The sequence below is a fragment of the Rhizobium sp. SG570 genome, assembly GCF_012275345.1.
Lineage (GTDB): Bacteria > Pseudomonadota > Alphaproteobacteria > Rhizobiales > Rhizobiaceae > Rhizobium > Rhizobium lusitanum.
Genome location: NZ_JAAZQI010000007.1, coordinates 306,137 through 332,184, shown reverse-complemented (window position 1 = coordinate 332,184; position 26,048 = coordinate 306,137). Strand labels below are relative to the sequence as shown.

The window sequence follows — 26,048 nt, the reverse complement described above, 5'->3', positions numbered from 1 at the left end:
CTGATCGAAGGTAAGGTCGTCGATCCCGACAACAGCCGCATCATGATCGGCGATCAGGACGTCACGCTGAAGCAATCGGTCACCGCCTACAAGCCTGGCGACACGGTATCGCTGGCTTTGCGCCCGGAGGCAGGCTCACTGGCCGAATCGGCCAAGGGCGACACGGCCCTGACGGGCGAGGTCATATCAGTGCATTTTCTTGGCTCAGTTGTTCGCACCCGCATGAACGTCGCCGGCAACACGATTTCTTTCGACATGTTCAACAACCCACGGCGCACATCGCCCACCGTGGGTGAGCGGGTGACTATCAGCTTCAAAGCGTCCGATTTATTGGTCTTGCCGTGACTGATGGCCGCGAACTCAGTGCCTTTCAGTATCCCCACCGGACGGCTGAGATCGGACCTTTTAGTCATGCGCGGTCAATGCCGCCTGGGGATCGGGCTCGGCGTCCGCTCTGCAAGTGTTCGCCGCGCTCTTCCAGGATGGGATGAGCAGCAGCTGCGACCAGGTGGGAATTGATCCGCTTGAGATCACGCAATAAGTCGAGGTTGTGAAAAAGCATCCAAGGATGACCCCGCTGGTATGAGGCTTAAGTCATTGAAATATATTCCATGCTGCGGAGAAAGTGGCGACCACACCGGCGTTGCGTATGAACCGTTGATGGTCCGATGTTCCTATCAATTTCAAACCGTTACAGGGGATCTCAACGGGGTCATTGTTCAGAGCCGGTTTACAAACATGACATCGCATCCCTCAATCGATCGTTCCGATTGAGAGAATCACAAATCAAAACATCGGTCTAACCATACCCAAATAGGTCTCCTAACTTGCGCTAGAGGCCGAGCGAGTGATCTCGTCCCTTCGGCGGACACAACAAACTACTGGGTGGTTGAGCGCAGCAGCGGCGCGCTTCGCTGATCGTGCTCGATCATCGATTTGATCAGCGGGATGCTGAAGATGGTGGCAAGCATCAGAATAACAACGATCAACAAAAGATGATCGATGAGAAACCAGCGTACCCATCGTCCCGCGGAAAAATGAATCATGTCATTGCTCCGATCATGGGTCATGAGCCAATGGCAACCTTTGTTCTACGGCACTTTCCCAATCTTCCACAAAGCCACAGTGTATACGGCGTCGACGAAGCGGCTTTGCGGAGGATCAATTTTCTGCTCACCCGATATCTCGGCGGCTTCGAAGGCGTTATTGCTGCCGAGGAATCCAAGACGACGAAAACCCGCCTCGACATCATGGAGAGCACGCAATTCGAGCGCGGCTATGTTTTCGCTATATTTCGCAACGGTCGCGAAGAAGATGGGCGCATTTTCGAGGGTGCCCGGATCCCGATTTTCGAGTGGAAAAGCTTCCACACTCGGCGAGCTGGCTGGTCTGATCGAGGAAAATAGCCGAACCCGGCAGACCGCTACTCGTCATCGCCGAAGATGCGCAAAACGAGACACTGTAACCTTGATCGTCAATCAGGTCCGAGGCACCTTTCGCAAATGCGCGATCGGGGTCCACGGCTTCGGCGATCGCCGCAAGGCGATGCCGCGGGATCTGGCAATCCTGACGCGAGCTCAATCTGGCGAGATCGCAGCGTCAGGCTTAACACGGCAACGCTCGGGGACCTCGCGGCAAGGCACGTCCGTCTTTTAGGCGAGCGCGAGGACCACCTTAGGCGGCGGCTTACAGAAATCTCCGGTGAGGTATGCGATGGGCGCAATGTAGGAAGCAACCGTCATCGCTGAACGGCGGCTGCGAGCAATCTGGAGAAGCAAACGCCAGAAATATCGCCGGAATTAGCTCCGTGCTTCCGTATGGGGCGCGCCGATGACCATTCTCGCTTCGGAAGCAGCCTCCACGAAAGCCTCCCGCGCCGTTTCGGGAGAAACCTGCCCGAGTGCCGCAGCAGCACAGATCTCTCTTGCAAAGCTGTGCTTCTTCCGCGAGCCTTTCCACGCGTTGGCGAGGAAATTGAGTGCCTCGGTTGGGTTGTGTATGGTGTCGGGCGCCCGCCTTGCCACCTGAACATAGACGGGCTCATTCCAGTCCGATCTTGTCTTTTCCTCTAAAGCCATCGTTTCTCTCCATGAATGCGGGTGAACAATTCTCCAGAATAGTCCGTCCCGTAGAAGTGGTCGCGAAATCCTCTGCGTTCGCCGGCGCCGCCGACACCAGCAAGTTCAGATGCCGTTCCGCTTCGTTGAAGCGATAAATCGGTCCAGGTAACCTATTTTAGCAATCGCCTTCTCCCGCGAGGAGGAGTGACCTGAATGGCGCCAACGTCACGGATGCTACAAACGTCTTCAGTATGACCCATTCCCTCCTATTCGATGATGGCACCATTTTCGCGCTGGCCCGGTTTCCGCGCATTGAGCTTGATCAATTAGTCCGTCGAACCGAAGTTACTGCGTTGATGTACAATAGAGTGGGCTCCGTCTTGGAAGGACATCACATCGTTCGCAACTGGTAGCGGAACACGTAGTCCGGAGTTCCTTGATGCAGACCGCCATAATTGGTCCCCGCACCTTCGCGGTGACATGGCTCATCGATGATCTGGCGCGGATGTTCAACTCGTACATCCGCCTATGGTTGGGTCTGTCCTTCAGCTCTCCAACCCCCAGCAACATCGTGCCGCCGATGCTGTAAACCTGGCGCAATATCGCCGTGTCGATCACTCAGTGATCATTCCCTATCTTCGTCCTCTATCGATCCGGGTCGAATTAAGACGGCGTGTCATGTCGCGTTGGCGGGCCGTGTCACTCGAAGCGCTCGCTGGTGCTGCTGTCTGCGGGCACAAGTATCAGGAGCGCAACGATGCCGACCACTGCGAAAACTGCTCCATAGATGAACACGGCCTGATGGCCTAGGTGATCCAAAAGCAGACCGGCGATGACGCTGGCAATGAGTTGAGTGAGCCCAATCAGGGAATTGTACCAGCCGATGCCGCCGGCGCGCAGTTCCTGGGGTGCGAAGTCAGAAGCGAGCGCCTTTCCAGCGGCACGGAAGGTACCCTGATAGGCGCCATAGCAGACGAACACTACGGCCACGATTGGGAATGCTGCAAGGCGCCTCCTGGCTGGGATTGACCAGGGTCAATGCGGCCTCACGGGATGGGGGAATATCTTCGTAGCGATCTAACGAAAGAGGACAATGTCATGAACGATGCTATCATTCCTTATAATGCTTGGATTCTCGTTTCAGATGCCAGCAAGGCACTCTTGCTCCGCAATGTCGGGAACGCGTTCAATCTGATGCTTGAAGTCCAGCAAGTCATCGAGAACCCGCATAACGCCCCGGCCCGCGAGCAAGGAACGGACAAGCCGGGCCGTGTTGCGATGGGCAGCCATCGCAGTAGCGTCGGGCAGACGAATTTTCATGAGCAGCAAGAAGAGCGATTCTTGTCGATGGTTGCCGAAAAGCTGGAGGCAATTTGCGAGCAAAACGATGTTCACAAGCTTTTCGTGGTTGCTCCCCCGAAGGCGCTTGCTGACCTGCGGCGTGCCATGCCGGAGACGACCAGGAGACGGATCGCAGCGGAATATGATAAGGACCTTGTTAATCTTCCGCTGAACGAGATCGAGAGGCATTTAGCTGCGTGATGCGGCAATCGAGAACCGCTGCTTGGGGCTGGGCAGGCATTCCGGAAAGCCGGAATTTATCGCGCGAGGTGTCCATCGGTGAGCGTGCGATTGAATGCCGATATATCGGCCGAGGGTGCACAATCGTCCGAGGAGACCAAGGTGCGCCGCATGCGAGCTGCTGCAGCCCGGACACCGTGGCGAGTGCATTTTTAACGCCGGTGGATGGCTGCCAGCACGGCAGGAACTCGGACAAGGCGGGGAGTGGCTTTTCGCCTAGTTTAGCAAAGCGCGTCTTCGAGCCGCGGCGGAGAGGAAATGAACATCGTACCAGTCATCATCTCGGCAGGCATGATTTTGTTGGTTGCAACGCAATTCGTAAGCGTAGCGCTAGCGGTTTTGCGGAAGTTGCTCTGGAGAACGTCGGCAAAATGCGGCCCTGACGGAGTTACGATCATAAAGCCGGTCTGCGGATTGGAAAACAACCTGCGCCGCACATTACGAAGCAGTTTTGCCATCGACTATCCTCAGTACGAGTTGATTTTTTGCGTAGCCTCACCCGATGACCCGGCTATACCGCTTGTTCGTGAGCTCATAGCCTCCCACCCTGCCGCGGATGCGCATCTGCTCATTGGCGACGATAAAATATCACAAAATCCGAAGCTGAATAACATTTGGAAAGGCTGGCGCGCCGCGAAATATGATTGGGTTGTCATCTCCGACAGCAATGTTTTGGTCCCTCCCGCTTATATTGATGATCTTCGCGAGCGCTGGTCCTCCGCGACCTCTGTCATTTGCTCGCCACCCGTCGGCAGCGATGCAGAAGGGCTGGCGGCGGCCTTGGAAGCGGCGTTCCTCAACACATATCAAGCGCGTTGGCAGCTGGTGGCCGACTTCCTGAGGTACGGTTATGCGCAAGGCAAGACGATGATGCTCTCTCGGCGGGAGTTGGAGCATTCGGGTGGATTGTCAATACTAGCAAGCGAGGTCGCCGAGGATGCGGCTGCGACCAAGATCGCTCGCCGGACGGGCAAAAAAGTTGCTGTCGTCCGTGAGCCTTTTCAGCAACCACTGGGTCGCAGGACGTGGTCTCAAGTCTGGAGCAGACAATTGCGCTGGGCACAATTGCGGCGCTCCTCTTTTCCGTTGGCTTATTCGGCGGAAATTTTGACAGGCATGCTGCCGGTGGCGATTCTGTACTGCATCCTGGCAACGATGGATGTGCTGGCGTGGATCGGACTTCCTCTGCTCATCGTCTGCTGGTATTCGGCGGAAGTCGCCCTCGCGGTTGTCTATCGATGGCCGCTCGGATTAACATTGATACTTGCCTGGATCTTGCGCGATATCTTATCGCCCCTGCTGTGGTTGCAGGGTTGGCTCCAGCGCGGCTTCATCTGGCACGGCAATAACATGACGTCGCTTAAACGCTCGAAGCTGAAACGAGGGGTGGTAGGGTCCCAAACGTGATAACCAAACACGATCGACTGTCTCAGAAGCTTCTGCCGATGGCAGCTTCGATAGCCCTGTTGACTTCGGGCGCATCGAGCCGGGGGATGAGGGCTGGAGCGGTTAACTAGGCGCCGAGCTCCCTGAAAGCTCTGTCACCTTGGACCGTCAGGAGGCGCCAAGACATCGTTCGGGATCAATCTATTGACGAAAACAGCCGGGAGCGAACGCGCGTTGCATTCGGGCGTCTCAGATGACGGCTCCAACAAGATGGCCTATGCCTGCCGTCAGCGCCATCGCGAACGCACCCCAAAATGTAACACGCAGCGTTGGCCTCACGACACCAGCCCCGCCAGCCCTCGCCCCAATGGCGCCAAGCAGCGCCAGGAAGGCGAGCGATGCCACAGAGACGGTTATGACAAGCATGGATGCGGGCGATACGATCACCATGAGCAGCGGCATTGCGGCTCCAACCGCGAAGGTTGCGGCAGAGGTCAAGGCAGCCTGGATCGGTCGCGCAGTCATCATTTCGGAAATCCCGAGTTCGTCGCGTGCATGGGCTGAAAGTGCATCTTTCGCCATCAGCTGATCAGCAACCTGCCGAGCAAGAACGGGCTCAACCCCACGATCGACATAGATTTGCGCCAGCTCTTCCCTTTCGAAATCCGGTTGTTTTATAAGCTCCTGCCGTTCGCGGCCGAGGTCTGCCTTCTCCGTGTCGGACTGCGAGCTGACCGAGACGTATTCGCCCGCCGCCATAGACATGGAGCCGGCGACAAGCCCCGCAATACCCGCTACCAGAACTTCCGAGCTTGCCGTTGAGGCCGAGGCGACCCCTACGATAAGGCTTGCCGTCGAGACGATGCCATCATTTGCGCCGAGCACGGCGGCCCGCAGCCAGCCTATTCGGTTTACGAGATGCAATTCTCCGTGGCTTCTCATCGGGACTTCTCCGGTTTCGTCGTGCTTAGCGCGGATGTTCGGAGGATACTACTTCGCCGGCAGCAGCATGCGCTTCAACGTTCCATCTTTGAGAACGAACTGATGAAACAGCGCGGCTACGGCATGAAGTGCAATTAGAGCGATAAAGGCGGGCTTGGCGAGCTTATGAATATCGCCGAACTCATCTGAGACATAAATTGCCAGCAGACCCGTGGCCGGGACTGCGACAAGGAGGATGTAAAAAAGCCAATGTGACGCCTTTGCAGCGTACGTCATCCACGTTGTATCGCTGGCGGACTCTGGCGCGCCCTGGACGATACGCAGGATGAGCCTAATGGCCACAAGACAGAGGATTGCTATGCCGACCCAATAATGGGCGACACTGAGCGTGAGATCGCTCGGCGAGGCAGTGGTTCCTTCTTCGCCTGCGTCGACGATCGTCGTCATACTCTCTCCAAACAGGAGCTGGAAGAAAATCAGTGCCGCGACTGTCCAGTGCAATGCGATCTGAAGGCTGGAATATCCATTGGTTTTCTGTTCACTCATGGTCGACTCCTCAAAAAAAGGGCGAGATACCCCAGTTTGTTAAGCTTTATGCCCTTTCGGCCCACTTATGTGCTCGCAGGGAACCACGGCCATATGGATAGGCAAAGCGCCGTAAGGGCTCTCCACGATTTCGATGAATTACCGTGAAATGAAAATCGGATACGCCGCCAAGTCCGAACTGGCCGTCAAACAAGGGCAGGTCGATCGATAGACCAATCGAGGCGAGGCGAGCAGGATGTCGGGCTCCAACGCATGGAAATTGCTGATCCATAGGATATCACCGATGTCAGATACTCGCTATAACTTGCTCAAGCTTCGCCCGAACATTCCCTGCCACCTGCTTTAGTGCGGCGTTTTCGATTGCTCGCATGGAGGCAACCGGATCGATTGCGCTGATCATTATATCGCCGCCGCCAAGGGATCTGACGATTACATTGCAGGGAAGCATTGCGCCGACTTTTGGCTCCATATTTATCGCTTCGAAGGCCATGCTCGGATTGCAGGCGCCCAGAATGAGGTAGTTGTCAATGTCAGCATTAAGCTTCTTCTTCATCGTCGCCTTGACGTCAATCTCCGTCAGGATGCCGAAGTCTTTGCGCGCAAGTGCTGCTTTCGTCCTTTCGACTGCGACATCAAACGAGCTCCCGGATAGGGTCTTGTCTAGAGTATAAGTCATGGCTTTGGCTCCGATATAGGTTCTTGGCGCTGACTTCCGAGAGAAGTCGGATGGGACCTCGTTGGCAAATCACTGTCGCCGACCTGGTCAACACTACCTAGCGACGAGTGGCGTGAAGAAAAATGGATGCACGCCTTGATCAAGGGGCCGCGACGAGTTGACCTTGGTCAGCAGTTTTTCCTACCGCGCAATCAAAGACAGAAATTCCCGCAAAAGGATTTGACCTACATCAAGGCGGATACTCGCAAGCAGGCCATTATTCGGGTCTAAACGACAGGAGGCATCCGATGTCACAGCCCAAACTGCCCACCATAGTCGCGCTGGCCGCCTTCCTAACTGTTGGGGGCATTGGCGTCGCTACAGCACAGTCCAGAGCTCCAGATCAGGACCGATGGGGAAGATCGGCGATAATGCCCGATGAAATGGAGCACGCAGATATGATGGATCGAAGTGCTGCGCCCTGCGGCATGGCTGAGGGAATGCCCATGGGGAAAATGCGCGGACATATGATGAGGATCATGTTCGCCATCGCGGATACCAACGGTGACGGCGCACTTTCATTTGATGAAGTAACGGCAATCCATAAGCGGATTTTCGACCTGATTGATGCCAACAAGGATGGCAAAGTGACGCCCGAGGAAATCCAGTCCTTCATGCAGGGTCAATAGTCTCCAGGCTCTACGTCATCAGCTATCAGTAGAGATCTCAGCGGCGCGATCCCAGACGGCCTGGGTAGGGACGATATCTAGAACCGCAAGCTTTGTAATTGTAGCAGGATAATCGAGCGCCATCCGGTGAGCGACACGACCGCCGCGATCATGACCGGCGATCATGAACTCGCAAAAGCCGAGCTTTGCCATAACCTCGACCATCTCGGCGGCCATCGCTCGTTTTGAATAGGGCAGGTGATCTGGAGTCGACGAGGGACAAGCGCTGGCACCGTATCCACGTAGGTCGGCACAGATGACAGTGAACTCGGAGGCAAGCAGAGGAGCGACGCCGCGCCACATAAGATTGGTCTCTGGGAATCCATGCAGCAATCGAACCGGCGGGCCGCTCCCGGCAATGGTGGTGTATATCGACCCACCCGATACGGAGATTGTCTGTGTGCGGCTGAGGTTTGGCACGTTGTTCCCCTGCAAGGCGATCAGACTCACTCTCAATAGAGCGGAGGCGTCGCACCACAGTCGATCGAACGTGATCCAGTGAACTGGCGGATTTGGTTTTCGTCCCGATATTGTTCACCAACGCGGAGCTCCGCAATGTGAGCGTTCAATTGAACGGCCAGCCGGCTCCGGCAACGTTCACTTCGACGGAAACGATTTGACCTGTGCCGGCCATTTGACTCATCTTGTCCATGCCGAACCATTGTGCGGTGGTGACGAAGAGGGTGGATCGATCCTCGCCGCCGAGCATGCAGGCGAATGCGCCGCGATCTACCTTGACCTCGTCAAGCATTTCGCCGCCTTCTCGTACCCGGCGGCAATAGGCATTGGGGACATCGGCATACCAGATGGCTCCCTGACGGTCGAAACATATTCCGTCTGGCGGGCCGGGAAGCTCTGACCAGATCCTCCGGTTGGAAAGGCGGCCGTCAGCGGCCACATCGAAAGCAGTCAGGTGCTTGGCCCAGCTTTCCGCGCAGACCAGAGTGCGGCCATCAGCAGATAATGCCATGCCATTCGGGAACTGAAAGCCCTCGGCCTGCTTTTCAACGCTGCCATCAGGGAGGACCAGCGTAATCGCTGGCCCATTGACATAGATCCTGCCTGCAGCGTCGGCGAGGATTTCGTTCCACGCGCCCGACCCCAGTGCGGCGAATTCCTTCAAGCCCATGCCATCATAACGCATGAGTGATGAAGAACCGGACTGGATCACGAAAAGGTCGTTCTCTGGGCCAAAATCGAATGACAATGGTGGAGCTTTCGCCGGAATCACGAGCCGCGATTGGTTCCCGTCTTCAAGGACCCGTATCTCGCCACTGGTCCAATCGGCAAACCAGAGCTCGCCTCGATGCCAACGGGGACATTCGACAAGTCCTCTTCCCTTCAACAATACATCTGCGCGCACGTTCGTCTCCTTGGTCCTCTGCACCTGCGAAGGACGTGCGACGCCCAATCGCCCCGACAGGTTGAAAGCAGATTTTGGCGTTTCGCTAATTTTTTACTAGCCGCGCCGTGACCCTGGACGGCGAATTTCCCATTTCGGATGCTGTGCTGGGGCAGGAAGACGAGTCGCCCTGCCGGCTGCGGAGGAGTTCGACCTGCAGCATTCTTTCCGGAGCGACGTTGACATTGGCAGAGATGCTCTGGGCCATCCTAACGTCGATGATCGCGGTTGGCGTATGGCGCGGCGATCAGGGTGAGACGCTAGCAACAATCTAGATGAGACTCTTAAAGTCGCGTTCGGATGTTGATTGTCGCTGGCAAGCGTCTCATCGGTTTCTGATTGCCGCTCCGCGACAAACGGGACGGAGCTTTTGATTGTCGCGAACGAGGCGGGCCTTCCACGCTGGCGTTTGGCTTCCATGGCTGATCTGCGCCGCCCGATCCGCAGCCAGGAGCCGGGGAGGTCCGGGTGAGGGTCGTCGCCTCCGGCATCAATCCTTCCGACATCGAGACCAGAAGAGGTTTCGGCGCCAAGGCAATGCCGTTCTCGTGGATTATACCGCATCAGGACGGGGAGGGCGTTCGGTACCGCGGCGGAATTCGTCGTCTTGCCCTCCGTGCAGTCCGTCAGGCTGGCCGACAACGTGTCCTTCGAGGTCGGGGCGTCCCTCAGAGTTCCGGCGATGACCGCGCACCGATGCCTGTTCGCCGACGGCGGCGTTCGCGGCAAGCGAATCCTCGTCCAGGGTGGAAGGGGCGTCGCGGGCAATGCGGCGATCCTTCCTGCGAAGCGGGCGGGGGCGTGGGTGGCGGCGACGGTGAGCCGCGACGAGCAGGCGGACGTCGCGCGAGTGGCCGGGGCCGATCTGGTCATCAACAGGCACGAGGAGGATGTCTCCTGAACGGTGAGATCGGCGGCGGCTGGCCACGGAGTAGATCGCATCGTGGACGTTGACATCTCCGCGAACATCGACGTGGCGATGGCCTGTCTCGCCCGCGACGGATTCGTCTCGGCCTACTCGACGGAGTCGCCGCAGGCCTCTCACGATCCCGTTCTTCCCGGCGCTGCTGGGAGGCTTCTCGTCCCGTTTCGTCTACGTCTACACTATGCCGGAGGCAGCGATGCGGCAGGCGGCCGTGGAGGTCTCGGCCTGCGCCGCCTCCGGGGCACATGCCCCAAAGATCTCGAAGACATTTGCCCTCGATGCAGTGGCCGAAGCACACGAGTTCCAGGAGAGCGGCAAGGCTGTTGGAAAAGTCCTCGTTCGATTGCAGAACCCTTAAGCCGCACACTTCAGACGCTGCCTCACGTATCGATCGTCACAAGATGACGGCTTTCGGTTCCAGGAACGCCTCCAGTCCGAACACGCCATACTCGCGACCGATCCCCGACTGTTTGAACCCGCCAAATGGAGCGAGCGGCTCGTGGGGCGCCCCGTTAACGACCACGCGGCCGCAATCCAGTCGATCCGCAAGCGCCTGCATGCGTGTGGCATCGGTGCCATGAAGATAGGCCTGAAGCCCGTACGGGGTGTCGTTTGCAATGGAGACGGCCTCGTCCTCGTCGCGGTAGGCGATGACCGACAGGACCGGACCAAATATCTCTTCTCGCGCGATACGCATCTGGTTGTCGACGTTGGTGAATATGGTCGGCTTCGTGAACCAGCCGCGATCCAGTCCGGCCGGACGTCCGAGACCGCCCGTCAGGAGACTGGCGCCCTCCTGCATCCCTAGTTCGATGTAGGACTGGACGCGATCGTACTGTTTCCGGCTGACCATCGGACCGATCATTGCGTCCGGATCATCGGGGGCGCCGACCTTGAACGTCTCGATCTCCCGCTTCAGCCTGGTCACGACCTCATCGAGCCGATGGTTCGGTACCAGAATGCGGGTGCCAGCGATGCAGGCCTGGCCGCTGTTGATGAAGCCCATCCTCAAGACGGCAGGGATGGCCACCTCCAGATCGGCATCGTCGAGAATGATGTTCGGACCCTTGCCGCCAAGCTCCAGCGTGACGCGCTTGAAGGTGTCGGCCGCGCTTCGCAGGATTTCCCTGCCGACCGCGGTTGAACCCGTGAAGGTCACCTTCGCGATGTCCGGATGCCGGCTGAGTTCCGCACCGACGACATTGCCGAGCCCGTTGACAATGTTGAACACGCCCTTGGGCAAGCCCGCTTCATGCAGGCACTCTGTCAGGGCCTGCGTCTGTACTGCGCTCATCTCGCTCGGTTTGATGACAATGGTCGAGCCGGCAGCGATCGCCGTCGTGAGCTTCGAGGTGATGAAGCCGATGTTGCTATTCCACGGGGTGATGGCTGCGGCTACGCCGATCGGCTGCATGACCACCCGCGCTCGACCCATCCTGCGCTCGAATTCGTATTCCTCCAGAACGCTCGCCATGGTGAGAAAGCTCGAAGCAGCATGGGAAATAGCGAAACGCGTAAAGGTCTGCGGAGCGCCGTATTCGAGCGACATCGCTTCGGTGAGGTCAGAGACGCGCGCAGCGACGACGGCGTTCAACCGTTTCAGCATGTCGATGCGCTCGCCTTTCGTCGTTCGCGAGAACGCAGGGAAGGCCCGTTTCGCCGCAGCGACGGCGTCGCGCGCGTCCTCGACGCCGCCTAGCCGCACCGTTCCAATTCGTTCTTCCGTGGAAGGATTGTAGAGATCGGCCGTCCCGGTGCCCTTCGGGGTGACGAACTGGCCGTCGATGTAGATTGTGTCGATGTCGCGCATGCCGAACTCCTTTGGATTGCTACGGCATATCTGGCATTTCGGGATTGTCCTGATAAGTTGGTCATGTATGCTCAGCCTGATAGGGAATTACGGACAATGATGCGTGGCTCTCTTGCCGAACTAGAGGCGGTTCTCGCCGTCTCCTCCCACGGTGGGTTTCGAGCTGCGGCTCGCGAGCTAGGAATCTCGTCGTCGTCGCTTAGCCAGCAGATCGCCGCTCTGGAGACCCGCATGGGGGTCAGACTGTTCAATCGCTCCACACGCAGCGTCGTCCTTTCAGCAGCAGGCGAACAGTTTGTGGCAAGTGTCGGTCCGGCGCTGGAGGCGATCCGTAGCGCTGTCGAGCATGTCGACGAGCACCGCGCAGAAGCGACGGGCACCCTGCGCATCAACACATCAGTGGGTGCGACCCGGATGATCCTGACGCCGCTAATCCTGGAATACATGCGCCGGAACCCGCAAATGTCGGTAGAAATCGTCACCGAGGGCGCGCTAGTCGACGTCAACGCCAAGGGCTTCGACGCCGGGATCAGGATTCGGGAAGCCGTTCCCCCTGATATGGTCGTTGTCCCGATCGGCGACACCGTCCGCCCAGCCATCGTCGGTTCGGTCGAATATCTTCAGCGTCATGGGAGGCCGCAGGTCCCGGCTGATCTCCAGAACCACATGTGCATCCGCGCCCGAATGGCAAGCGGCGCGATCTACCGCTGGGAGTTCGAGCGTCGGGGAGAGAGCTTCGCGCTCGACGTTCCGGGCAGGCTCACGCTCGATGACAGCGACCTGATGCTCCGGGCGGTCCGCGACGGAGCCGGGCTCGCCTATCTGAACGAATGGCAGGTCGCAGACGACTTCGCTGCCGGAAGGCTGGAGCAGGTCCTCTTCGATTGGACCCCGCCGTATCCGGGGCTATGTCTCTACTATCCTGGTAGGCGCAATATCCCGGCGAAGCTGCGCCGCTTCGTGGACTTGATCAAGGAACTGCGGCAAAGCAGCGACGTTGAAAGGCAGTCTTCGATTTAAAGGATTCTTCGACGAGCTTGGTACTAAGTTCGAGCCAGGGTCTTGGTGAGGGTTGTCTGCGGGGCATGGTCGCACGCCGGGACCCTGTCCTCTGGATGCACCAACTAGCTTTGGATGAATGCCTGCATATCCGCGTTCAGTGTTCGGGATTGGTGGCGAGCATGCCGTGCAGACAGTCCGCGTCCATTGCCGTGGCAGGTCTCGATGCTCACAAGCATAGACGGCAGCGCAAGCCGCCGTCTTTAGCCAAGGAATAGGGGCCGGGGCCGTGCGACCATCAAGCGACGGACCGTTCCGGGTCGAGCAGATCGCGCTGCTTGTGGCTCAGATAAGACTTCAGGTCCTCGATCGTGACCACAAGCAGACCATGGCGCTCTCCAAAGCGTTCAAGGTCCGGCAGGCGGGCCATCGTCCCGTCGTCGTTTGCCACTTCGCAGATGACGCCCGACGGCGCCCGCCCGGCGAGTCTTGCCAGATCGACCGCGGCCTCTGTGTGTCCGGGACGTCCGAGCACGCCAAGAGGATGGGCGCGCAGAGGGAAGATGTGCCCCGGCCGGGCAAAATCGTCAGGTTGAGTTCCTGGTGTCATAAGAGCGCGAACGGTCGCAGCCCGGTCTGCCGCCGAGATCCCCGTCGTTGTTTCGGGGATATAGTCCACGGACACCGTGAAAGCGGTTTTGAGAACTTCCGTGTTGCGCGGAACCATCAGCGGGATGTCGAGCTCGTCGAGCCTCTCGCCCTGCATGGGAACGCAGATCAGCCCACGGGCATGGTTCATCATGAACGTGATCGCTGCGGGGGTGACTGCGTCCGAAGCAATCACGAGATCGCCTTCGTTTTCTCGGTCCCGATCATCAACGACGATCACGATCTCGCCGCGCGAAATGGCTGCGACTGCATCTTCGATTTTGGCTATTGCCATGTGTCTTGCCTTTCAAGGGTTAGCTGCCGTGGCAGCATCATGACCTCTTTCGAAGCCACCGTTTCCCTTGGGCGAACAAGCATGCGACCCGCCACGGACAGGTGGCGTTTGCAGCATTGCCCTCTTCCATCCGGACTATACCGTCGGCTCCGGCATCTCACCGGATCTGCTGACCCTTCCGTCTTGCGGCGAAAGGCGCTCGCGGGCTCCGGGCTTTCGCCCAATACCGCCGGTGGGGAATTTCACCCCGCCCTGAGAACGTTACTAACATAGGCGATGGGGACCCCGTCCGGCAAGGGGTGCTTTGACGCCGGAGCCATTTGGGGCACTTCTCCTATTGAACAGACTGTTTCCAATTCGTCAGGACATGATCAATCCGCCGTCGACGTTGATCGTCTGACCGGTAATGTAGGCCGCGTCGTCGCTTGCAAGGAAGGTGACAAGCCCGGCTACATCTTCGCCAGATCCAGCGCGTTTCATCGGAATTCCGTTCACCCATTCCTTCATGAGTTCGCCGGGCGCGTAATTTCCGAGCAGCTTTCCCCAAGCTTGGTCGTTGTAGGCCCACATGTCGGTTTCGATGATGCCCGGGCAGAACGCATTGACGGTGATCTTTTCGGCCGCAACTTCCTTTGCCAGGCTTTGCGTAATCCCGACAACGCCCATCTTCGACGCCGCATAGTGGGGCGTAAAAATGAACCCGTCGCGCGCCTGACCGGACGCCGTGTTGATGATACGTCCGCCCCGAGCATGCTTGCGCATTCGTGAAATTGCCTCCTGCGCGCACAAGAACACGCCCTTGGTGTTGACGGCCATGACCTTGTCCCATTCGTCCTCGGTCATATCCTCGATCCTGGCAATGGTAATGACGCCGGCGTTCTGGATGGAGACATCGATGCCACCAAACGCCGCCTCGGCCGCGTCATAGAGTGCCTTGACGCTTGTCTTGTCTGTCACGTCGCCGACGAAGGAAATCGCCTTGCCGCCGTCTTGCTGGATCTGTTCGGCGACAGAGTGCACCAGGTCTTCGTTAGCCGAGACGACGAGATTTGCACCCTCCTTGGCGAAACGTTTGGCGATCGCAGCACCTATACCGCGGCTGGCTCCGGTGATGACGACCGTCTTGTTTTGAAAGCGTTGCATTTTCTCTTCCTTTCGCGGCATAAGCCGAGCCGGGTGCCGATCCTAGACGACCCCACGTCTGTCGTTTATTCGGACGTCAATTGGCGACGGATATGATCCCGGCAAACTCCGCAGCGTTGAGCGAGGCGCCTCCCACCAAGGCACCATCGACGTTTTGAACTGCAAAAATTGCCGACGCGTTCGATGCCTTCACAGATCCTCCGTAGACGATCCTGACACGACGCCCGTCCTCTCCCAGACGTTCTTCGAGCATGTGCCGAATGAAGGAATGGACCTCTTCGATCTGCTCGACGGTCGGAACAAGGCCGGTCCCGATCGCCCAGACCGGTTCGTAGGCGATGGCCGTGTTGGCACTGTTTGCGCTGTGGGGAACAGAGCCTTCGATCTGGGCGCAAACAACATCGATAGCCTTGCCCGCGTCACGATCCTCGCGTGTCTCGCCGACGCAAATAATGCTGGTCAATCCTGCCTCATGGGCCATTGCGGCCTTGGCCGCCACCGTTGCATCGGTCTCACGATAGGTCGAGCGGCGTTCGGAATGACCTAAGATCACGAAGCGTGCGCCCACCTCGGCAAGCATGAAGGCAGAAACGTCTCCGGTATGGGCACCTGACGCCTGCGCATGGCAATCCTGCGCGCCGATGGCGATTGTCGAGCCCTTGGCGCGCTCAAATGCTTTTTCAACAAGCGTGAGGGGCGGGCACACAACGATATCGCACGCCGTGTTGCCCGTTAGTCCCCTCAGCGCTTCGATCTCAGTCAGGGAGGATGCGAGACCGTTCATTTTCCAGTTGCCTGCAATCAGCTTGCGCATCGTATCACCAGCAGCAAAAGCCGCCGTCGACGAGCAAATCGACGCCCGTGACGAAGCTGGCGGCGTTCGAGAGCAGGAAGACCGCGGGGCCAACCATCTCGTCGACATTGGCCATGCGTTGCATTGGCGTCTGCTCTTCGAAGAGCTTGGTCTGATGGACCATCTCCGGGCGCGTGTTCATCGGCGTTGCGGTGTAGCCCGGCGAGATCGTGTTGACGCGGATGCCGCGGTCAACCCATTCCATCGCCAATGACTTGGACATGTGGATCACGCCCGCCTTGGAGGCGTTATAATGCACCTGGCTCAGACCGCGGTTGACGATGACGCCCGACATGGACGCGATATTGACGATCGAACCGCCACCATTCTTCAGCATGGCTCGTGCCTCTGCCTGGCACGACAGGAAGATGCCCTTCAGGTTGATATCCATCAAGGTCTGATACTGGTCTTCCTCCATCTCTTCCGCTGGTTTGGCGTTCGCAATACCGGCGGCGTTGACCGCTAGGGTCAAGGAACCGAGCTCACTCTCGGTTTGCGCAACAGCGTCAGCCAGCGAAGACTTGGTTGTAACATCCGCGGCGATCTCGATCGCGCGGCGACCGGCATCGCGTATATGCTTGGCCGTCTGCGTCAAGCCGTCGTCGGTTCTCCGGTCAAGGAGGGCAACGTCCGCGCCGCACTGCGCAAGACCGATGGCGATCCGTTGCCCAATTCCGCTGCCAGCGCCCGTGACAATGGCGATCCGGCCACGGAGGTCGAACAGTTTCGGGGCGTTAAGAGTGATGTCCGGCATCGCTCTTCCTTTCTGTGGTTCCTTAAATTGTTGCCAATTCCATGACCGAGACGTCATTTGCCTGGTCACGGTCGAGTATGCCTGTCTGATTGCCTTGGGACAGAACCAGGATCCGGTTCGAGACCCCCAAAACTTCCTCAAGGTCGGAGCTGACGACGATGACCGCAACGCCCTGGCGAGCGAGATTGACGATGATATCGTAGATGCCTGCGCGGGCGCCGACGTCGATGCCTCGCGTCGGTTCGTCAAGCACAACAACCTTGGGGTCGCGCATCAACCACTTCGCGATCACGACTTTCTGCTGGTTGCCGCCCGACAGGTCGGACGCATATTGCTCAGCACGGCCTTTGACCCCGAACTTCGCCACGGCCTTCTCCGCAAAGGCGCGTTTGACGCGCGATGTGATCCAGCGGCCGCCAAGCTTGTCGAGATTGGCGTAGATGATGTTCTCGCTGATGCGATGGCCGACGACTAGGCCCTGTTCCTTGCGATCTTCTGGCACCATGACGATCCCATGAGCGATCGCGTCAGCAGGATTACGAAGCTTCAGTTTCTCGCCGTCCAGCCGGATCGAGCCGGCGCTGATCGGATCGGCGCCGGAAATGGCACGGACAAGTTCCGTGCGCCCGGCCCCAACCAGCCCGGCAATGCCAAGGATTTCTCCGGCCCGCACGCCAAATGTCACGTCACGGAAGGAATCGTCGGGTGAGGTCAGGCCCGAAACCTGAAGAACCGGACGATCGGTCGGCTCTGGGAGGGCCGGAAACATGCGCTCGAGCGAGCGTCCGACCATACTCTCGACGATCGTGCGCACGGGTGTTGCGCTATCGGCGAACTCCTGGACCCGCTCTCCGTCGCGAAGAACGACGATGCGGTCGGTGATCTTTTTGATCTCTTCCATGCGATGGGAAATATAGATGATCCCGACGCCCTCGGATCGGAGCTTTCTTACCTGTTCAAACAGCGCTTCCGTCTCGGCCCCGCCAAGGGCCGCGGTCGGCTCGTCAAGGATAAGAAGCTTAGCATCCAGCGCCAAGGCCTTGGCGATCTCGATCAACTGCTGATTTGCGGTCGACAGACCTGCGACTTTTCGCGTCGCCGGTATGTGTAGATTGAGCCGAGCGAGCTGCTCTTGAGCGCGCCGAACCATCTGGGCGCGATCGACGACGCCGTTTTTCATGGGCCAGCGCCCGATAAAGACGTTTTCCGCGATGGAAAGGTGAGGCAGGAGTTGAAGCTCCTGATGGATGAGCACCACGCCCTTGTCGATCGCCTCTCTTGGAGTGGCTGGGGCATAGGGCTGCCCCAGCCACGTCATTGTACCTTCGGAAGGTGTGCGTGATCCGGCAATAATGCCTGAAAGCGTCGACTTTCCAGCCCCGTTCTCGCCGAGAAGGGCCAGCACTTCGCCCGCATGGACATCCAGGCTGACATTTTTCAGAACCTGGAGCGGTCCATAGCGCTTCGAAATGCCCTTCAAGGACAGAACCGGATCAGTCACAGCACACCTCCGCAAGTCTTGGATGGCATCAAGGATGGTTGGCGATGAAACCGGCCACATTGTCCTTGGTCGTCAACGTCGCATCGAGCAACTGGACAGGGGGCACTTTTTCGCCTGAGGCAAGCTTGATCGCATTGGCGACCGCATCGCGGCCCATCTTCTGCGTCTGCTGGGTCGCCGTCACGTCAAATACGCCCTTGCCGAGGGCTTCAAGGGCTGCCGTATCTCCGTCAAAACCGCCAACTACGATCTTCTGCGAAGGATTTCCGACCTTGATAGCCTGGGCCGCACCCAGCGCCAGCGCGTCGGCCTGCGCAAACACGATCGACACATCCGGGTTTGCCTGCAGCATGTTCTGCATGATCTGGAACCCCTCGTCCTGAGCCCAGATGTTGGAATACTGCTCAGCAACGATCTTCACATCCGGATAGGCCTTCAGAGCTTCAGCGCATCCCTTGCTGCGGTCTACTTCCGGCGTGGTGCCTTTCTGGCCGTGAATGATAACCATCTTGCCTTTGCCGCCGGCAGCCTTGAGGATGTAGTCGCAAACCGCCTTTGCCGACGACACTGAATCCGTGGCGAGGAAGGTATCGCCCGGTGCGCCCTCGGCATTGCGGTCGACGTTGACGACGGGAACGCCGGCGTTCTTGGCGAGTTTGACCGGAACGCTCGCAGCCGCAGCACCCGCCGGGATATAAATCAGCGCATCGATCTTCTGGGTCAGCAGATCCTGGATCTGGTTGACTTGGGTCGGGCCATCGCCCTTGGCATCGACGGTCACGACCTGGATGCCGCGCTTCTTGGCCTCGTCCTCGACGGACTGCTTGATCTGATTGAAGAAGTTCGCCTGAAGGTTTGCAACGGCCAGACCAATTTTCTTGACCTCTGCGGCATGCGCAGATGAAAGGCTTAGGCCGACGAGGGCAGCCGAAGCGAGCAGAGTGCGCGCAAGATTCATTTTAGTTCCTCCTTTGTTGATCACCCATGGGTAAGTCCTCCCCCTTGGGTCATGAGATCCGCTCCAAACCTTTCGGAGAGGAATTCTTTAAAGTCCGGCCGCCCGCAGCCGGGAAAGTCTCAGGCCGCTCGTCGCCTGCGAATGGTCTCGGCGCCGACGGCGAGCACGATGACAACTCCGATGATGACCTGCTGAAGAAAAGGCGAGACGTTGAGCAGATTGAGGCCGTTGCGGAGCACGCCGATGATCAGGACGCCGATGAGCGTGCCGCCGATCCCGCCAGATCCGCCTGAAAGCGACGTGCCGCCAATGACGACGGCGGCAATCGTATCCAACTCATAGCCGAGGCCGCTCGACGGCTGAACGGAATCGAGACGGGCGGCCAACACAATGCCGGCAAGGCCTGCAAGAACCGCACTGGCGATGTAGACCCCGATCGTCACAATCTTCACCTTGATGCCGGCAAGACGGGCAACTTCCGGATTGCCGCCAACTGCGTAAAGCATGCGTCCCTCGGATCGGAAGTGTAGAAATACCCAGGCCGCAAGGACGACCGCGAGCATGAGGAACACGGTTGCCGTCAGAACGCCGAAATGACGATCGATGGCGAGCATCGTGAACCAGTCGGGAAAGCCAACGATCTGCTGTCCGTCGGTGATCATGTTCGCCACGCCGCGTGCCGCCGACATCATGGCAAGTGTCGCGATGAAGGCGGGCACCCTAAACATGGTCACGAGAAGCCCCACGATCAGCCCGCTTGCAGCGGACGCTATGAGCGCGAAAGCAACTCCGAGAGGCAGCGGCAGTCCCGCGACGTTTGCCGTCCAACCCATGACCATGGTGGACAGGGCAAGCACCGAACCGACTGACAGATCAATACCCCCGATCAGGATGACGAAGGTCATGCCGACCGCCATGATCCCGAGGACGGTGATCTGATCGAGAATGTTGAGGCCGTTGCGAAGCGACAGAAAGGCATCGGTGCTGACGCTCAGGAAAACACACAAGGCAAGCAGTCCAACGAGCGGGCCAGTGGCGCCAGCGAGCTTGCGAAGCCATGTCCCGGACGGACGGCTCTGTTCATTGACGTCGATCGCCACCATCGTTCCTCCCTGGAAATAAGGCCGTTGGCCAATATTCCTTCACTATAGAATAAATATTCACACGTGCCGGAAAATGCATTAACAAGCCAGTGAGGCGCTGTCAACCGGTCTGTGGAGCATCAGCTGCGTTGGACTGGGGTGTGGAGGGCTTGACTAATACGCTTTGTGTGCAAAAATATAACTATGTGAATAATTATGCAGGAGACAGTGATGGAGCCATCGGACCTTGAACGGATCGCCCGCCAGATACGTCTGCGCGACCTTCAGGCTGTGTACGAAGCGGGCGCCGGCCATATCGGTGGTGAGATGTCGGTCATCGACCTTTTGACCGCGCTCTACTTTCGCGTTTTGCGTATCTGGCCGGACCAGCCGAAAAATCCCGATCGCGACCGTTTCGTGCTTTCGAAGGGGCACACCGCCTGCGCGCTCTATGTCACACTGGCCAAGCGAGGATTCATCCCGGAGGATGAGATCCATACCTTCTTACAGCCGCACTCCCGGCTGAACGGTCATCCCAACTGCAACAAGGTCCCTGGTGTGGAGACCAATACCGGCCCTCTTGGGCACGGTCTTCCCGTGGCTGTCGGGATGGCGAAAGCGGCGAAATTGTCAGGAGCCGGCTATCATACCTATGTGATCACTGGCGACGGCGAAATGCAGGAAGGGTCGAATTGGGAAGCCATTATGGCAGCACACCAGTTCCGTCTGGACAATCTTACGCTGGTCATCGACCATAACCGATTTCAGCAGGGGGCTGCGCTATCGGACACCAACGACGTTGCCCCGCTTCGGCCGAAGCTCGAAGCCTTCGGATGGCGCGTCACGGAAATCGACGGCAACAACATGCATGAGATCGTTCCGGCGCTTGAAAGCCGCGGCGACCATCCACACTGCATCGTCGCCCACACCAACAAGGGGCATGGCATCTCCTTCATGCAGGATACCGTCGATTGGCATCACAAGGTTCCGAACAAGGAGCAATACGAAATTGCATTGGCAGAACTGTCGGAGGCACTTTGATGAACGGGCCCGTAAATACACCTAGGTTGCACGACTGCCGCGATGCTTTCGCAGCCGCCCTCGAGCGGCTTGCCACGCAGGACGAAACCATCGTCGCCGTTTGCAATGACTCCGTTGGTTCGTCAAAGCTTAGCGGCTTCAAGTCGAAGTTTCCCGGTCGCCTTGTCAATGTTGGCATCGCCGAACAGAATATGGTCGGGGTGGCCGCAGGCCTCGCCAATGGCGGCCGATTGCCCTATGTCTGCGCTGCAGCGCCGTTTCTGACCGGCCGCTCGCTCGAACAGATCAAGGCCGATATCTCCTACTCGAACGCCAATGTGAAGCTTGTCGGCATTTCGTCGGGAATGGCCTATGGCGAACTTGGCCCAACCCATCATTCGATCGAGGATTTCGCGTGGACGCGGGTTCTGCCGAACCTCCCGGTGATTGCGCCCTGTGACCGGATCGAGACTGCCGCCGCCGTCGAGTGGGCCGCGACCTATAGCGGGCCATGCTTCCTGCGCTTGTCGCGTGTGGGCGTACCCGACCTCTTGCCTGAGGGTCACATATTCGAACTGGGCAGGGCCAACGTTTTGCGCGAGGGCTCCGACGTCACGCTCATCGCAAACGGCACATTGACCCACCGTATCGTCAAAGCAGCGGAGATTCTGAACGAGCGCGGTATCGACGCGCGGGTGCTCAATCTTGCGACCGTCCGACCGATCGACGAAGCGGCAATCATTGCTGCGGCCAGGGAAACCGGCGCGATTGTGACGGCGGAAGAGCATTCGATCTTTGGCGGGCTGGGCTCTGCGGTTGCGGAAGTCGTGGTTGACTATGCGCCTGTGCCAATGAAGAGATTGGGCGTTCCAGGCATTTTTGCCCCGACCGGTTCCGCCGAGTTCCTTCTCGACGAGTTCGGTATGTCTCCAACGGCGATCGCCGACGCCGCGCAGGCACTGATCAAACGCAAATAATCTGATAGCAGCTTCATGAGCCGGGGCGCGTATCCGCCCCAGCCGTTCGTTTCGAGGAGATGACGATGCGAGCAATTCTGGCCATCGACCAGGGCACCACCAACTCCAAGGCAGTTCTGGTGTCTGAAGGCGGGGATGTCGTGGCCCGAGGCTCCGCAGCGGTGGGTATTTCCTATCCAAAGCCCGGCTGGGTCGAACAGGATCCGAACAGGCTCTTTGCTTCCGTTTGCGAGGCCGTCAATGCCTGCCTGGAAACGATGCCAGGCATTTCCATCGAGGCAGTGGCAATCTCCAATCAGCGCGAGTCGGTGACCGCCTGGGACGCGGACATCGGAGAAGCCCTCGGGCCAGTTTTAAGCTGGCAGTGCAGGCGCACGGCAACTGATTGCGAACGCCTCATCACCGAAGGGCACTTTGATCGCGTCCAAGCCCTGACCGGCCTTCCACTTGACCCGATGTTTCCGGGTCCGAAATTCCGTTGGCTGCTGGATCGCCTGGAGAGCGGCCGCAGGGTACGGCTGGGTACGATCGACAGTTGGCTCATCCACTGCATGACCGGCGGGCGTCGGCATGTTTGCGATGCCTCCAACGCTGCGCGAAGCCAGTTGTTCGACCTGAAGACACAGACCTGGAGCGACGAACTGGGCGCGATTTTCGGCGTCGATACGTCGTTCTTGCCGGAGGTTCTGGACAGTTCGGCGGATTTCGGCACCACCCTTGGATTTGCAGGAGTGCCCGATGGAACCCCAATAGGTTCTGCGATCGGCGACAGTCATGCGGCCCTGTTTGGCCATGGTGCCTTTACGCCAGGCGACGGCAAGATCACGTTTGGAACGGGCTCCTCGGTCATGACCACGCTTCCGGCATTCATAGCGCCGCGCAATGGCATCACCACCACGATCGCCTGGCGCCTTGGCGGCCGGCCGACCTATGCATTCGAAGGCAATATACTGGTGTCGGCCGCGAGCCTGCCGTGGATGGCGAACATCCTAGGTCTTGCGGATGTCGGCGCGCTTGTCGAACTCGCGGCAACCGCAGAGGCTGGTGGACCTGGCTTCGTGCCGGCTTTCGTTGGCCTCGGGGCGCCATATTGGAATTCCGACGCGCGCGCCCTGTTTTCGCACATCAACTTCAGCACCACGCGCGCGCAGATGGCTCGTTCCGTGACCGATTCCATCGCCTTACAGGTACATGACGTGATCGCAGCGATGCGGGCACAAAGTGGTGGCGAACTTGGAGCCCTCTATGTCGACGGCGGGCCGAGCCAGAACCGTTTTTTGATGCAGTGCGTGTCCAATCTTGTCGAGCATGCCGTCATCCAATGCGAAGCCCCCGAGGCATCGGCTCTCGGCGCCGCCTATCTTGCCGGCCTCTCCATTGGTATGTGGCGTGATCTCGGCGTCATTTCCGACTTGCCTCGGAGCACGCACATCATCTCGCCGGAAGCCACCGACCGATCGGCATTGCTGAACACGTGGAATGATGCATTGTCGCGCTCGACGTTGCGGTCCACACCAGTTAAATGTGAATAAAAATTCACACTGGAACCGATATGGCCCGCTTGCACGAACTCCGCCTGATCTCGAGAGTCGCTCAGATGTATCACATTGAGAAGCGGCGGCAGGCAGAGATCGCCGATCACCTTCGTCTGTCACAGGCAACCGTTTCGCGAATGCTGAAACGTGCCGAGGCGGAAGACATCGTTCGAACGAGCGTCATCCCGCCTGCAGGAACCTATAGCGAGCTCGAAAGCGTGCTTCGAGAGAAATACGGCCTGCCTGAAGCCGTGGTCGTCGAATGTACCGAAGACCGCGATGCGGCCATCATGGCCCGGATCGGCGAAGCCGCCGCCCATTTACTCGAGGTCACGCTCGCACCAGGCGAGATCATCGGCGTGTCGAGCTGGAGCCAGACGATCTTCAAGATGGTCGAAAACATCCATCCGCAGAAAAGTGCCCAGGTCAAATACGTTGTTCAAACGCTAGGGGGAATGGGTGATCCGTCCGTCCAGACCCATGCAACGCAGTTGACGACGAGACTTGCGCGATTGACCGGTGCCGAGCCGAAGCTGCTTCCAGTTCAAGGATTAACGAGTTCGCGTGAAGCCAAGCTTTTGATGCTCGCCGATCCCTTTGTTCGCGAGACCATGGACCTTTTCGGCAGCATTACGCTTGCGATCGTCGGCATCGGTGCAGTTGAACCGTCCGAATTGCTGGCGCGATCCGGCAACATCTTTTCCTCGCGCGAACTCGCCGATCTTGCCGAGGCAGGGGCCGTCGGTGATATCTCATTGCGTTTCTTCGATGCAAATGGCCGGCCGGTGAAGACCCCCTTGGACGAGCGGGTGATCGGACTTCCGCTTGAGGATCTTAAAAAGGTTGGCCGCGTCATAGCGCTCGCCGGAGGCGCTAAGAAGGCTGCTGCCATTGCTGGCGCTTTACGGGTTGGGGTGATCGACATGCTGGTGACGGACAAGTTCACTGCCCAACGATTGATCGATCAACCCGATCCCTGAGCTCAGGCTTATGCGATGGATCTGTGCCGCGATACACAGTGACGCGCAATTTGCGCGCACCGGCCTGTCATTTGCTTCAAAATGACTCAGAGCACGGCAACCACGGCCCTGGCGAGGTCGTCGAGCCTATCCTCTCTGAGGCCTGCGACGTTGAAGCGAGAATCGCTGACCATATAAATCCCGAACTCGTCTCGCAGGCGATCGACCTGCGCTTCGGTGAGGCCGAGGCGCGAGAACATACCCCGGTGGTCGGCGATGAAGTCGAAACGCGAGGAGTTGGACTGGCGACGGAGTGCTTCGGCAAAGCCCTTGCGCAGATTGAGCATACGGAGTCGCATGGCTTCGAGTTCGGACTTCCAGTCGGCGCGCAGTTCATCGTCCTCGAGGACAATACGGACGGCGGCGGCGGCATGATCCGGCGGCATGGAATACAGCACGCGAGTGGTCGCTAGCGCCTGGCTGCCGGCGATCTTTACGCTTTCTGTGTCCTTGCCCATCAGGATGACGGCGCCGACGCGGTCGCGGTAGACCGAAAAGTTCTTCGAGCAGGAGGTGGCGACAGCCATTTCCGGCACCCTGCTTGCGAGCAGGCGAACGGCGGCGGCGTCTTCCTCCAGACCGTCGCCGAAGCCTTGATAGGCAAGATCGATGAAGGGGAAAAGGTCGCGTTCGACGAGAAGATCCACGACCGGACCCCACTGCTCGATCGTCAGATTGGCGCCGGTCGGGTTGTGGCAGCAGCCGTGCAGGAGGACGATGTCGCCGGCCTTCGCCTGCTTCAATCCCGCGAGCATGGCATCGGTCTTCACCGTGCCGCTGGCTGGATCGAAATAGGGATAGGTCGCGGTTTTCAAGCCTGCAGCCTTCAGGATCGGAACATGATTCACCCAGGTCGGGTCGGAGAGCCAGACGATGGCGTCAGGTCGAGCCTTCGCGAGCAGGTCGGCGATCGTGCGGAGTGCGCCCGAGCCGCCCGCTGTCTGGCACGCGAACATGCGCGAGAGATCGGCCTTCTCGCCAAAGATCAGCTTCAACATGGCCTTGTTGAAACCTTCATCGCCCGCCATGCCGACATAGGTCTTGGTCGTCTGGCTTTTATAAAGGCGCTTCTCGGCGTGACGCACGGCCCGCATGATGACGGTCGCACCCTGTGAATCCTTGTAGACGCCGACACCGAGATCCATTTTCGTCGGCCGCTCGTCGTTCTTGTAGAGAATCGAGAGGCTGAGAATTTTGTCCGGCGGGGCGGCTGTGAGGGTTTCGAACAT

At 58.7% G+C, this 26,048-nt stretch carries 28 protein-coding genes, 1 pseudogene and 1 riboswitch; of the genes and pseudogenes, 13 read left to right on the top strand and 16 right to left on the bottom strand.

What is annotated here, in order from left to right; translation table 11 throughout:
* The coding region (locus tag FHT28_RS17055; RefSeq protein ID WP_168596819.1) for a TOBE domain-containing protein at positions 1-345 on the top strand (345 nt) is incomplete at its 5' end.
* A 575-nt stretch (positions 346-920) separates the two neighbouring features.
* Entirely contained in the window at positions 921-1,406 is a 486-nt protein-coding gene (locus tag FHT28_RS17050; protein WP_168596818.1) for a hypothetical protein, read from the top strand.
* A gap of 393 nt (positions 1,407-1,799) precedes the next feature.
* On the opposite strand, the gene FHT28_RS17045 is transcribed toward FHT28_RS17050, so the two are convergent.
* On the bottom strand, positions 1,800-2,078 hold the full coding sequence (locus tag FHT28_RS17045) for a DUF982 domain-containing protein (protein ID WP_168596817.1): 279 nt from the start codon (positions 2,076-2,078) through the stop codon (positions 1,800-1,802).
* A 421-nt stretch (positions 2,079-2,499) separates the two neighbouring features.
* Here FHT28_RS17045 and FHT28_RS17040 point away from each other — a divergent pair, with 421 nt between their 5' ends.
* Positions 2,500-2,649, top strand: a complete 150-nt coding sequence (locus tag FHT28_RS17040; RefSeq protein ID WP_168596816.1) for a hypothetical protein — start codon at positions 2,500-2,502, stop codon at positions 2,647-2,649.
* Between the two features lie 110 nt (positions 2,650-2,759).
* On the opposite strand, the gene FHT28_RS17035 is transcribed toward FHT28_RS17040, so the two are convergent.
* Positions 2,760-3,050: an MFS transporter gene (locus FHT28_RS17035; protein WP_168596815.1), complete on the bottom strand. Its 291-nt coding sequence runs from the start codon at positions 3,048-3,050 to the stop codon at positions 2,760-2,762.
* 108 nt (positions 3,051-3,158) lie between these two features.
* Here FHT28_RS17035 and FHT28_RS17030 point away from each other — a divergent pair, with 108 nt between their 5' ends.
* Both FHT28_RS17030 and FHT28_RS17025 read left to right on the top strand, forming a co-directional pair.
* A complete protein-coding gene (locus FHT28_RS17030) occupies positions 3,159-3,602 on the top strand; it encodes a host attachment family protein (protein WP_037199508.1) in 444 nt (147 codons plus the stop codon).
* 297 nt (positions 3,603-3,899) lie between these two features.
* On the top strand, positions 3,900-5,048 hold the full coding sequence (locus FHT28_RS17025) for a ceramide glucosyltransferase (RefSeq protein WP_168596814.1): 1,149 nt from the start codon (positions 3,900-3,902) through the stop codon (positions 5,046-5,048).
* Positions 5,049-5,276: 228 nt separating this feature from the next.
* Here the strand turns inward: FHT28_RS17025 and FHT28_RS17020 are convergent, their stop codons facing one another.
* The 3 genes from FHT28_RS17020 to FHT28_RS17010 all read right to left on the bottom strand — a co-directional run bounded on the left by FHT28_RS17020 (position 5,277) and on the right by FHT28_RS17010 (position 7,191).
* On the bottom strand, positions 5,277-5,969 hold the full coding sequence (locus tag FHT28_RS17020) for a VIT family protein (RefSeq protein ID WP_168596813.1): 693 nt from the start codon (positions 5,967-5,969) through the stop codon (positions 5,277-5,279).
* 48 nt (positions 5,970-6,017) lie between these two features.
* Positions 6,018-6,515, bottom strand: coding sequence for a cytochrome b (locus FHT28_RS17015; protein ID WP_168596812.1), 498 nt, complete (start codon positions 6,513-6,515; stop codon positions 6,018-6,020).
* 286 nt (positions 6,516-6,801) lie between these two features.
* Complete coding sequence (locus FHT28_RS17010; RefSeq protein ID WP_168596811.1) at positions 6,802-7,191, bottom strand: DUF302 domain-containing protein; 390 nt, start codon at positions 7,189-7,191, stop codon at positions 6,802-6,804.
* A 287-nt stretch (positions 7,192-7,478) separates the two neighbouring features.
* Here FHT28_RS17010 and FHT28_RS17005 point away from each other — a divergent pair, with 287 nt between their 5' ends.
* On the top strand, positions 7,479-7,859 hold the full coding sequence (locus FHT28_RS17005) for an EF-hand domain-containing protein (RefSeq protein WP_047560330.1): 381 nt from the start codon (positions 7,479-7,481) through the stop codon (positions 7,857-7,859).
* A gap of 42 nt (positions 7,860-7,901) precedes the next feature.
* Here FHT28_RS17005 and FHT28_RS17000 read toward each other — a convergent pair.
* Positions 7,902-8,291 (bottom strand): annotated as a pseudogene (locus FHT28_RS17000) (alpha/beta fold hydrolase); the annotation flags it as partial.
* 172 nt (positions 8,292-8,463) lie between these two features.
* Positions 8,464-9,261, bottom strand: coding sequence for an SMP-30/gluconolactonase/LRE family protein (locus tag FHT28_RS16995; protein ID WP_047560492.1), 798 nt, complete (start codon positions 9,259-9,261; stop codon positions 8,464-8,466).
* Positions 9,262-9,982: 721 nt separating this feature from the next.
* On the opposite strand from FHT28_RS16995, the gene FHT28_RS36250 reads away from it, so the two are divergent.
* Positions 9,983-10,201, top strand: coding sequence for a hypothetical protein (locus FHT28_RS36250; protein ID WP_234903980.1), 219 nt, complete (start codon positions 9,983-9,985; stop codon positions 10,199-10,201).
* A 220-nt stretch (positions 10,202-10,421) separates the two neighbouring features.
* Positions 10,422-10,583, top strand: coding sequence for a zinc-binding dehydrogenase (locus tag FHT28_RS36245; RefSeq protein WP_234903981.1), 162 nt, complete (start codon positions 10,422-10,424; stop codon positions 10,581-10,583).
* A gap of 36 nt (positions 10,584-10,619) precedes the next feature.
* On the opposite strand, the gene FHT28_RS16985 is transcribed toward FHT28_RS36245, so the two are convergent.
* Positions 10,620-12,035 (bottom strand): aldehyde dehydrogenase family protein, encoded by a 1,416-nt coding sequence (locus tag FHT28_RS16985; RefSeq protein WP_168596810.1) that lies wholly within the window; start codon positions 12,033-12,035, stop codon positions 10,620-10,622.
* Positions 12,036-12,134: 99 nt separating this feature from the next.
* Here FHT28_RS16985 and FHT28_RS16980 point away from each other — a divergent pair, with 99 nt between their 5' ends.
* Positions 12,135-13,055 carry a LysR family transcriptional regulator gene (locus FHT28_RS16980; RefSeq protein WP_197070368.1) on the top strand — a complete coding sequence of 307 codons (921 nt, stop codon included), beginning with the start codon at positions 12,135-12,137 and terminating at the stop codon, positions 13,053-13,055.
* 277 nt (positions 13,056-13,332) lie between these two features.
* On the opposite strand, the gene ribB is transcribed toward FHT28_RS16980, so the two are convergent.
* The 7 genes from ribB to FHT28_RS16945 all read right to left on the bottom strand — a co-directional run bounded on the left by ribB (position 13,333) and on the right by FHT28_RS16945 (position 20,289).
* Entirely contained in the window at positions 13,333-13,977 is a 645-nt protein-coding gene (gene ribB / locus FHT28_RS16975; protein WP_168596809.1) for a 3,4-dihydroxy-2-butanone-4-phosphate synthase, read from the bottom strand.
* A 114-nt stretch (positions 13,978-14,091) separates the two neighbouring features.
* Positions 14,092-14,241, bottom strand: a riboswitch (FMN riboswitch).
* Positions 14,242-14,337: 96 nt separating this feature from the next.
* The gene (locus FHT28_RS16970; protein WP_047560495.1) at positions 14,338-15,120 is read right to left on the bottom strand and encodes a glucose 1-dehydrogenase; all 783 of its coding nucleotides are present in this window, start codon (positions 15,118-15,120) and stop codon (positions 14,338-14,340) included.
* Positions 15,121-15,196: 76 nt separating this feature from the next.
* Entirely contained in the window at positions 15,197-15,934 is a 738-nt protein-coding gene (tpiA, locus tag FHT28_RS16965) for a triose-phosphate isomerase (RefSeq protein ID WP_168596808.1), read from the bottom strand.
* Positions 15,935-15,938: 4 nt separating this feature from the next.
* Positions 15,939-16,727 (bottom strand): SDR family oxidoreductase, encoded by a 789-nt coding sequence (locus FHT28_RS16960; RefSeq protein ID WP_047640829.1) that lies wholly within the window; start codon positions 16,725-16,727, stop codon positions 15,939-15,941.
* Positions 16,728-16,749: 22 nt separating this feature from the next.
* Positions 16,750-18,228 carry a sugar ABC transporter ATP-binding protein gene (locus FHT28_RS16955; protein ID WP_168596838.1) on the bottom strand — a complete coding sequence of 493 codons (1,479 nt, stop codon included), beginning with the start codon at positions 18,226-18,228 and terminating at the stop codon, positions 16,750-16,752.
* A 28-nt stretch (positions 18,229-18,256) separates the two neighbouring features.
* Positions 18,257-19,186 (bottom strand): sugar ABC transporter substrate-binding protein, encoded by a 930-nt coding sequence (locus FHT28_RS16950; RefSeq protein WP_037199481.1) that lies wholly within the window; start codon positions 19,184-19,186, stop codon positions 18,257-18,259.
* 119 nt (positions 19,187-19,305) lie between these two features.
* Positions 19,306-20,289, bottom strand: a complete 984-nt coding sequence (locus tag FHT28_RS16945) for an ABC transporter permease (protein WP_037199480.1) — start codon at positions 20,287-20,289, stop codon at positions 19,306-19,308.
* Between the two features lie 210 nt (positions 20,290-20,499).
* Between FHT28_RS16945 and FHT28_RS16940 the strand changes: the two genes are divergently transcribed.
* The 4 genes from FHT28_RS16940 (at position 20,500) to FHT28_RS16925 (ending at position 24,780) form a co-directional block, all read left to right on the top strand.
* A complete protein-coding gene (locus FHT28_RS16940; RefSeq protein WP_037199479.1) occupies positions 20,500-21,309 on the top strand; it encodes a transketolase in 810 nt (269 codons plus the stop codon).
* Positions 21,309-22,265, top strand: a complete 957-nt coding sequence (locus tag FHT28_RS16935; protein WP_037199477.1) for a transketolase family protein — start codon at positions 21,309-21,311, stop codon at positions 22,263-22,265. Before FHT28_RS16940 ends, FHT28_RS16935 begins: the two co-directional genes overlap by 1 nt.
* Before the next feature lie 65 nt (positions 22,266-22,330).
* The gene (locus tag FHT28_RS16930) at positions 22,331-23,797 is read left to right on the top strand and encodes an FGGY-family carbohydrate kinase (RefSeq protein WP_168596807.1); all 1,467 of its coding nucleotides are present in this window, start codon (positions 22,331-22,333) and stop codon (positions 23,795-23,797) included.
* Positions 23,798-23,817: 20 nt separating this feature from the next.
* Positions 23,818-24,780 (top strand): sugar-binding transcriptional regulator, encoded by a 963-nt coding sequence (locus FHT28_RS16925; RefSeq protein WP_037199474.1) that lies wholly within the window; start codon positions 23,818-23,820, stop codon positions 24,778-24,780.
* A gap of 86 nt (positions 24,781-24,866) precedes the next feature.
* On the opposite strand, the gene FHT28_RS16920 is transcribed toward FHT28_RS16925, so the two are convergent.
* The gene (locus tag FHT28_RS16920) at positions 24,867-26,048 is read right to left on the bottom strand and encodes an amino acid aminotransferase (RefSeq protein WP_168596806.1); all 1,182 of its coding nucleotides are present in this window, start codon (positions 26,046-26,048) and stop codon (positions 24,867-24,869) included.

Coding starts and splice junctions, on each gene's coding strand:
- FHT28_RS17045 (WP_168596817.1), bottom strand. CDS start 2,078: ATGGCTTTAGAGGAAAAGACAAGATCGGACTGGAATGAGCCCGTCTAT.
- FHT28_RS16960 (WP_047640829.1), bottom strand. CDS start 16,727: ATGCCGGACATCACTCTTAACGCCCCGAAACTGTTCGACCTCCGTGGC.
- FHT28_RS16980 (WP_197070368.1), top strand. CDS start 12,135: ATGCGTGGCTCTCTTGCCGAACTAGAGGCGGTTCTCGCCGTCTCCTCC.
- FHT28_RS16950 (WP_037199481.1), bottom strand. CDS start 19,186: ATGAATCTTGCGCGCACTCTGCTCGCTTCGGCTGCCCTCGTCGGCCTA.
- ribB (WP_168596809.1), bottom strand. CDS start 13,977: ATGGCAATAGCCAAAATCGAAGATGCAGTCGCAGCCATTTCGCGCGGC.
- tpiA (WP_168596808.1), bottom strand. CDS start 15,934: ATGCGCAAGCTGATTGCAGGCAACTGGAAAATGAACGGTCTCGCATCC.
- FHT28_RS36250 (WP_234903980.1), top strand. CDS start 9,983: ATGACCGCGCACCGATGCCTGTTCGCCGACGGCGGCGTTCGCGGCAAG.
- FHT28_RS16930 (WP_168596807.1), top strand. CDS start 22,331: ATGCGAGCAATTCTGGCCATCGACCAGGGCACCACCAACTCCAAGGCA.
- FHT28_RS17020 (WP_168596813.1), bottom strand. CDS start 5,969: ATGAGAAGCCACGGAGAATTGCATCTCGTAAACCGAATAGGCTGGCTG.
- FHT28_RS17030 (WP_037199508.1), top strand. CDS start 3,159: ATGAACGATGCTATCATTCCTTATAATGCTTGGATTCTCGTTTCAGAT.
- FHT28_RS16920 (WP_168596806.1), bottom strand. CDS start 26,048: ATGTTCGAAACCCTCACAGCCGCCCCGCCGGACAAAATTCTCAGCCTC.
- FHT28_RS17005 (WP_047560330.1), top strand. CDS start 7,479: ATGTCACAGCCCAAACTGCCCACCATAGTCGCGCTGGCCGCCTTCCTA.
- FHT28_RS17010 (WP_168596811.1), bottom strand. CDS start 7,191: ATGACTTATACTCTAGACAAGACCCTATCCGGGAGCTCGTTTGATGTC.
- FHT28_RS16985 (WP_168596810.1), bottom strand. CDS start 12,035: ATGCGCGACATCGACACAATCTACATCGACGGCCAGTTCGTCACCCCG.
- FHT28_RS17015 (WP_168596812.1), bottom strand. CDS start 6,515: ATGAGTGAACAGAAAACCAATGGATATTCCAGCCTTCAGATCGCATTG.
- FHT28_RS16970 (WP_047560495.1), bottom strand. CDS start 15,120: ATGCAACGCTTTCAAAACAAGACGGTCGTCATCACCGGAGCCAGCCGC.
- FHT28_RS17040 (WP_168596816.1), top strand. CDS start 2,500: ATGCAGACCGCCATAATTGGTCCCCGCACCTTCGCGGTGACATGGCTC.
- FHT28_RS16935 (WP_037199477.1), top strand. CDS start 21,309: ATGAACGGGCCCGTAAATACACCTAGGTTGCACGACTGCCGCGATGCT.
- FHT28_RS16945 (WP_037199480.1), bottom strand. CDS start 20,289: ATGGTGGCGATCGACGTCAATGAACAGAGCCGTCCGTCCGGGACATGG.
- FHT28_RS36245 (WP_234903981.1), top strand. CDS start 10,422: ATGCGGCAGGCGGCCGTGGAGGTCTCGGCCTGCGCCGCCTCCGGGGCA.
- FHT28_RS16925 (WP_037199474.1), top strand. CDS start 23,818: ATGGCCCGCTTGCACGAACTCCGCCTGATCTCGAGAGTCGCTCAGATG.
- FHT28_RS17025 (WP_168596814.1), top strand. CDS start 3,900: ATGAACATCGTACCAGTCATCATCTCGGCAGGCATGATTTTGTTGGTT.
- FHT28_RS16940 (WP_037199479.1), top strand. CDS start 20,500: ATGGAGCCATCGGACCTTGAACGGATCGCCCGCCAGATACGTCTGCGC.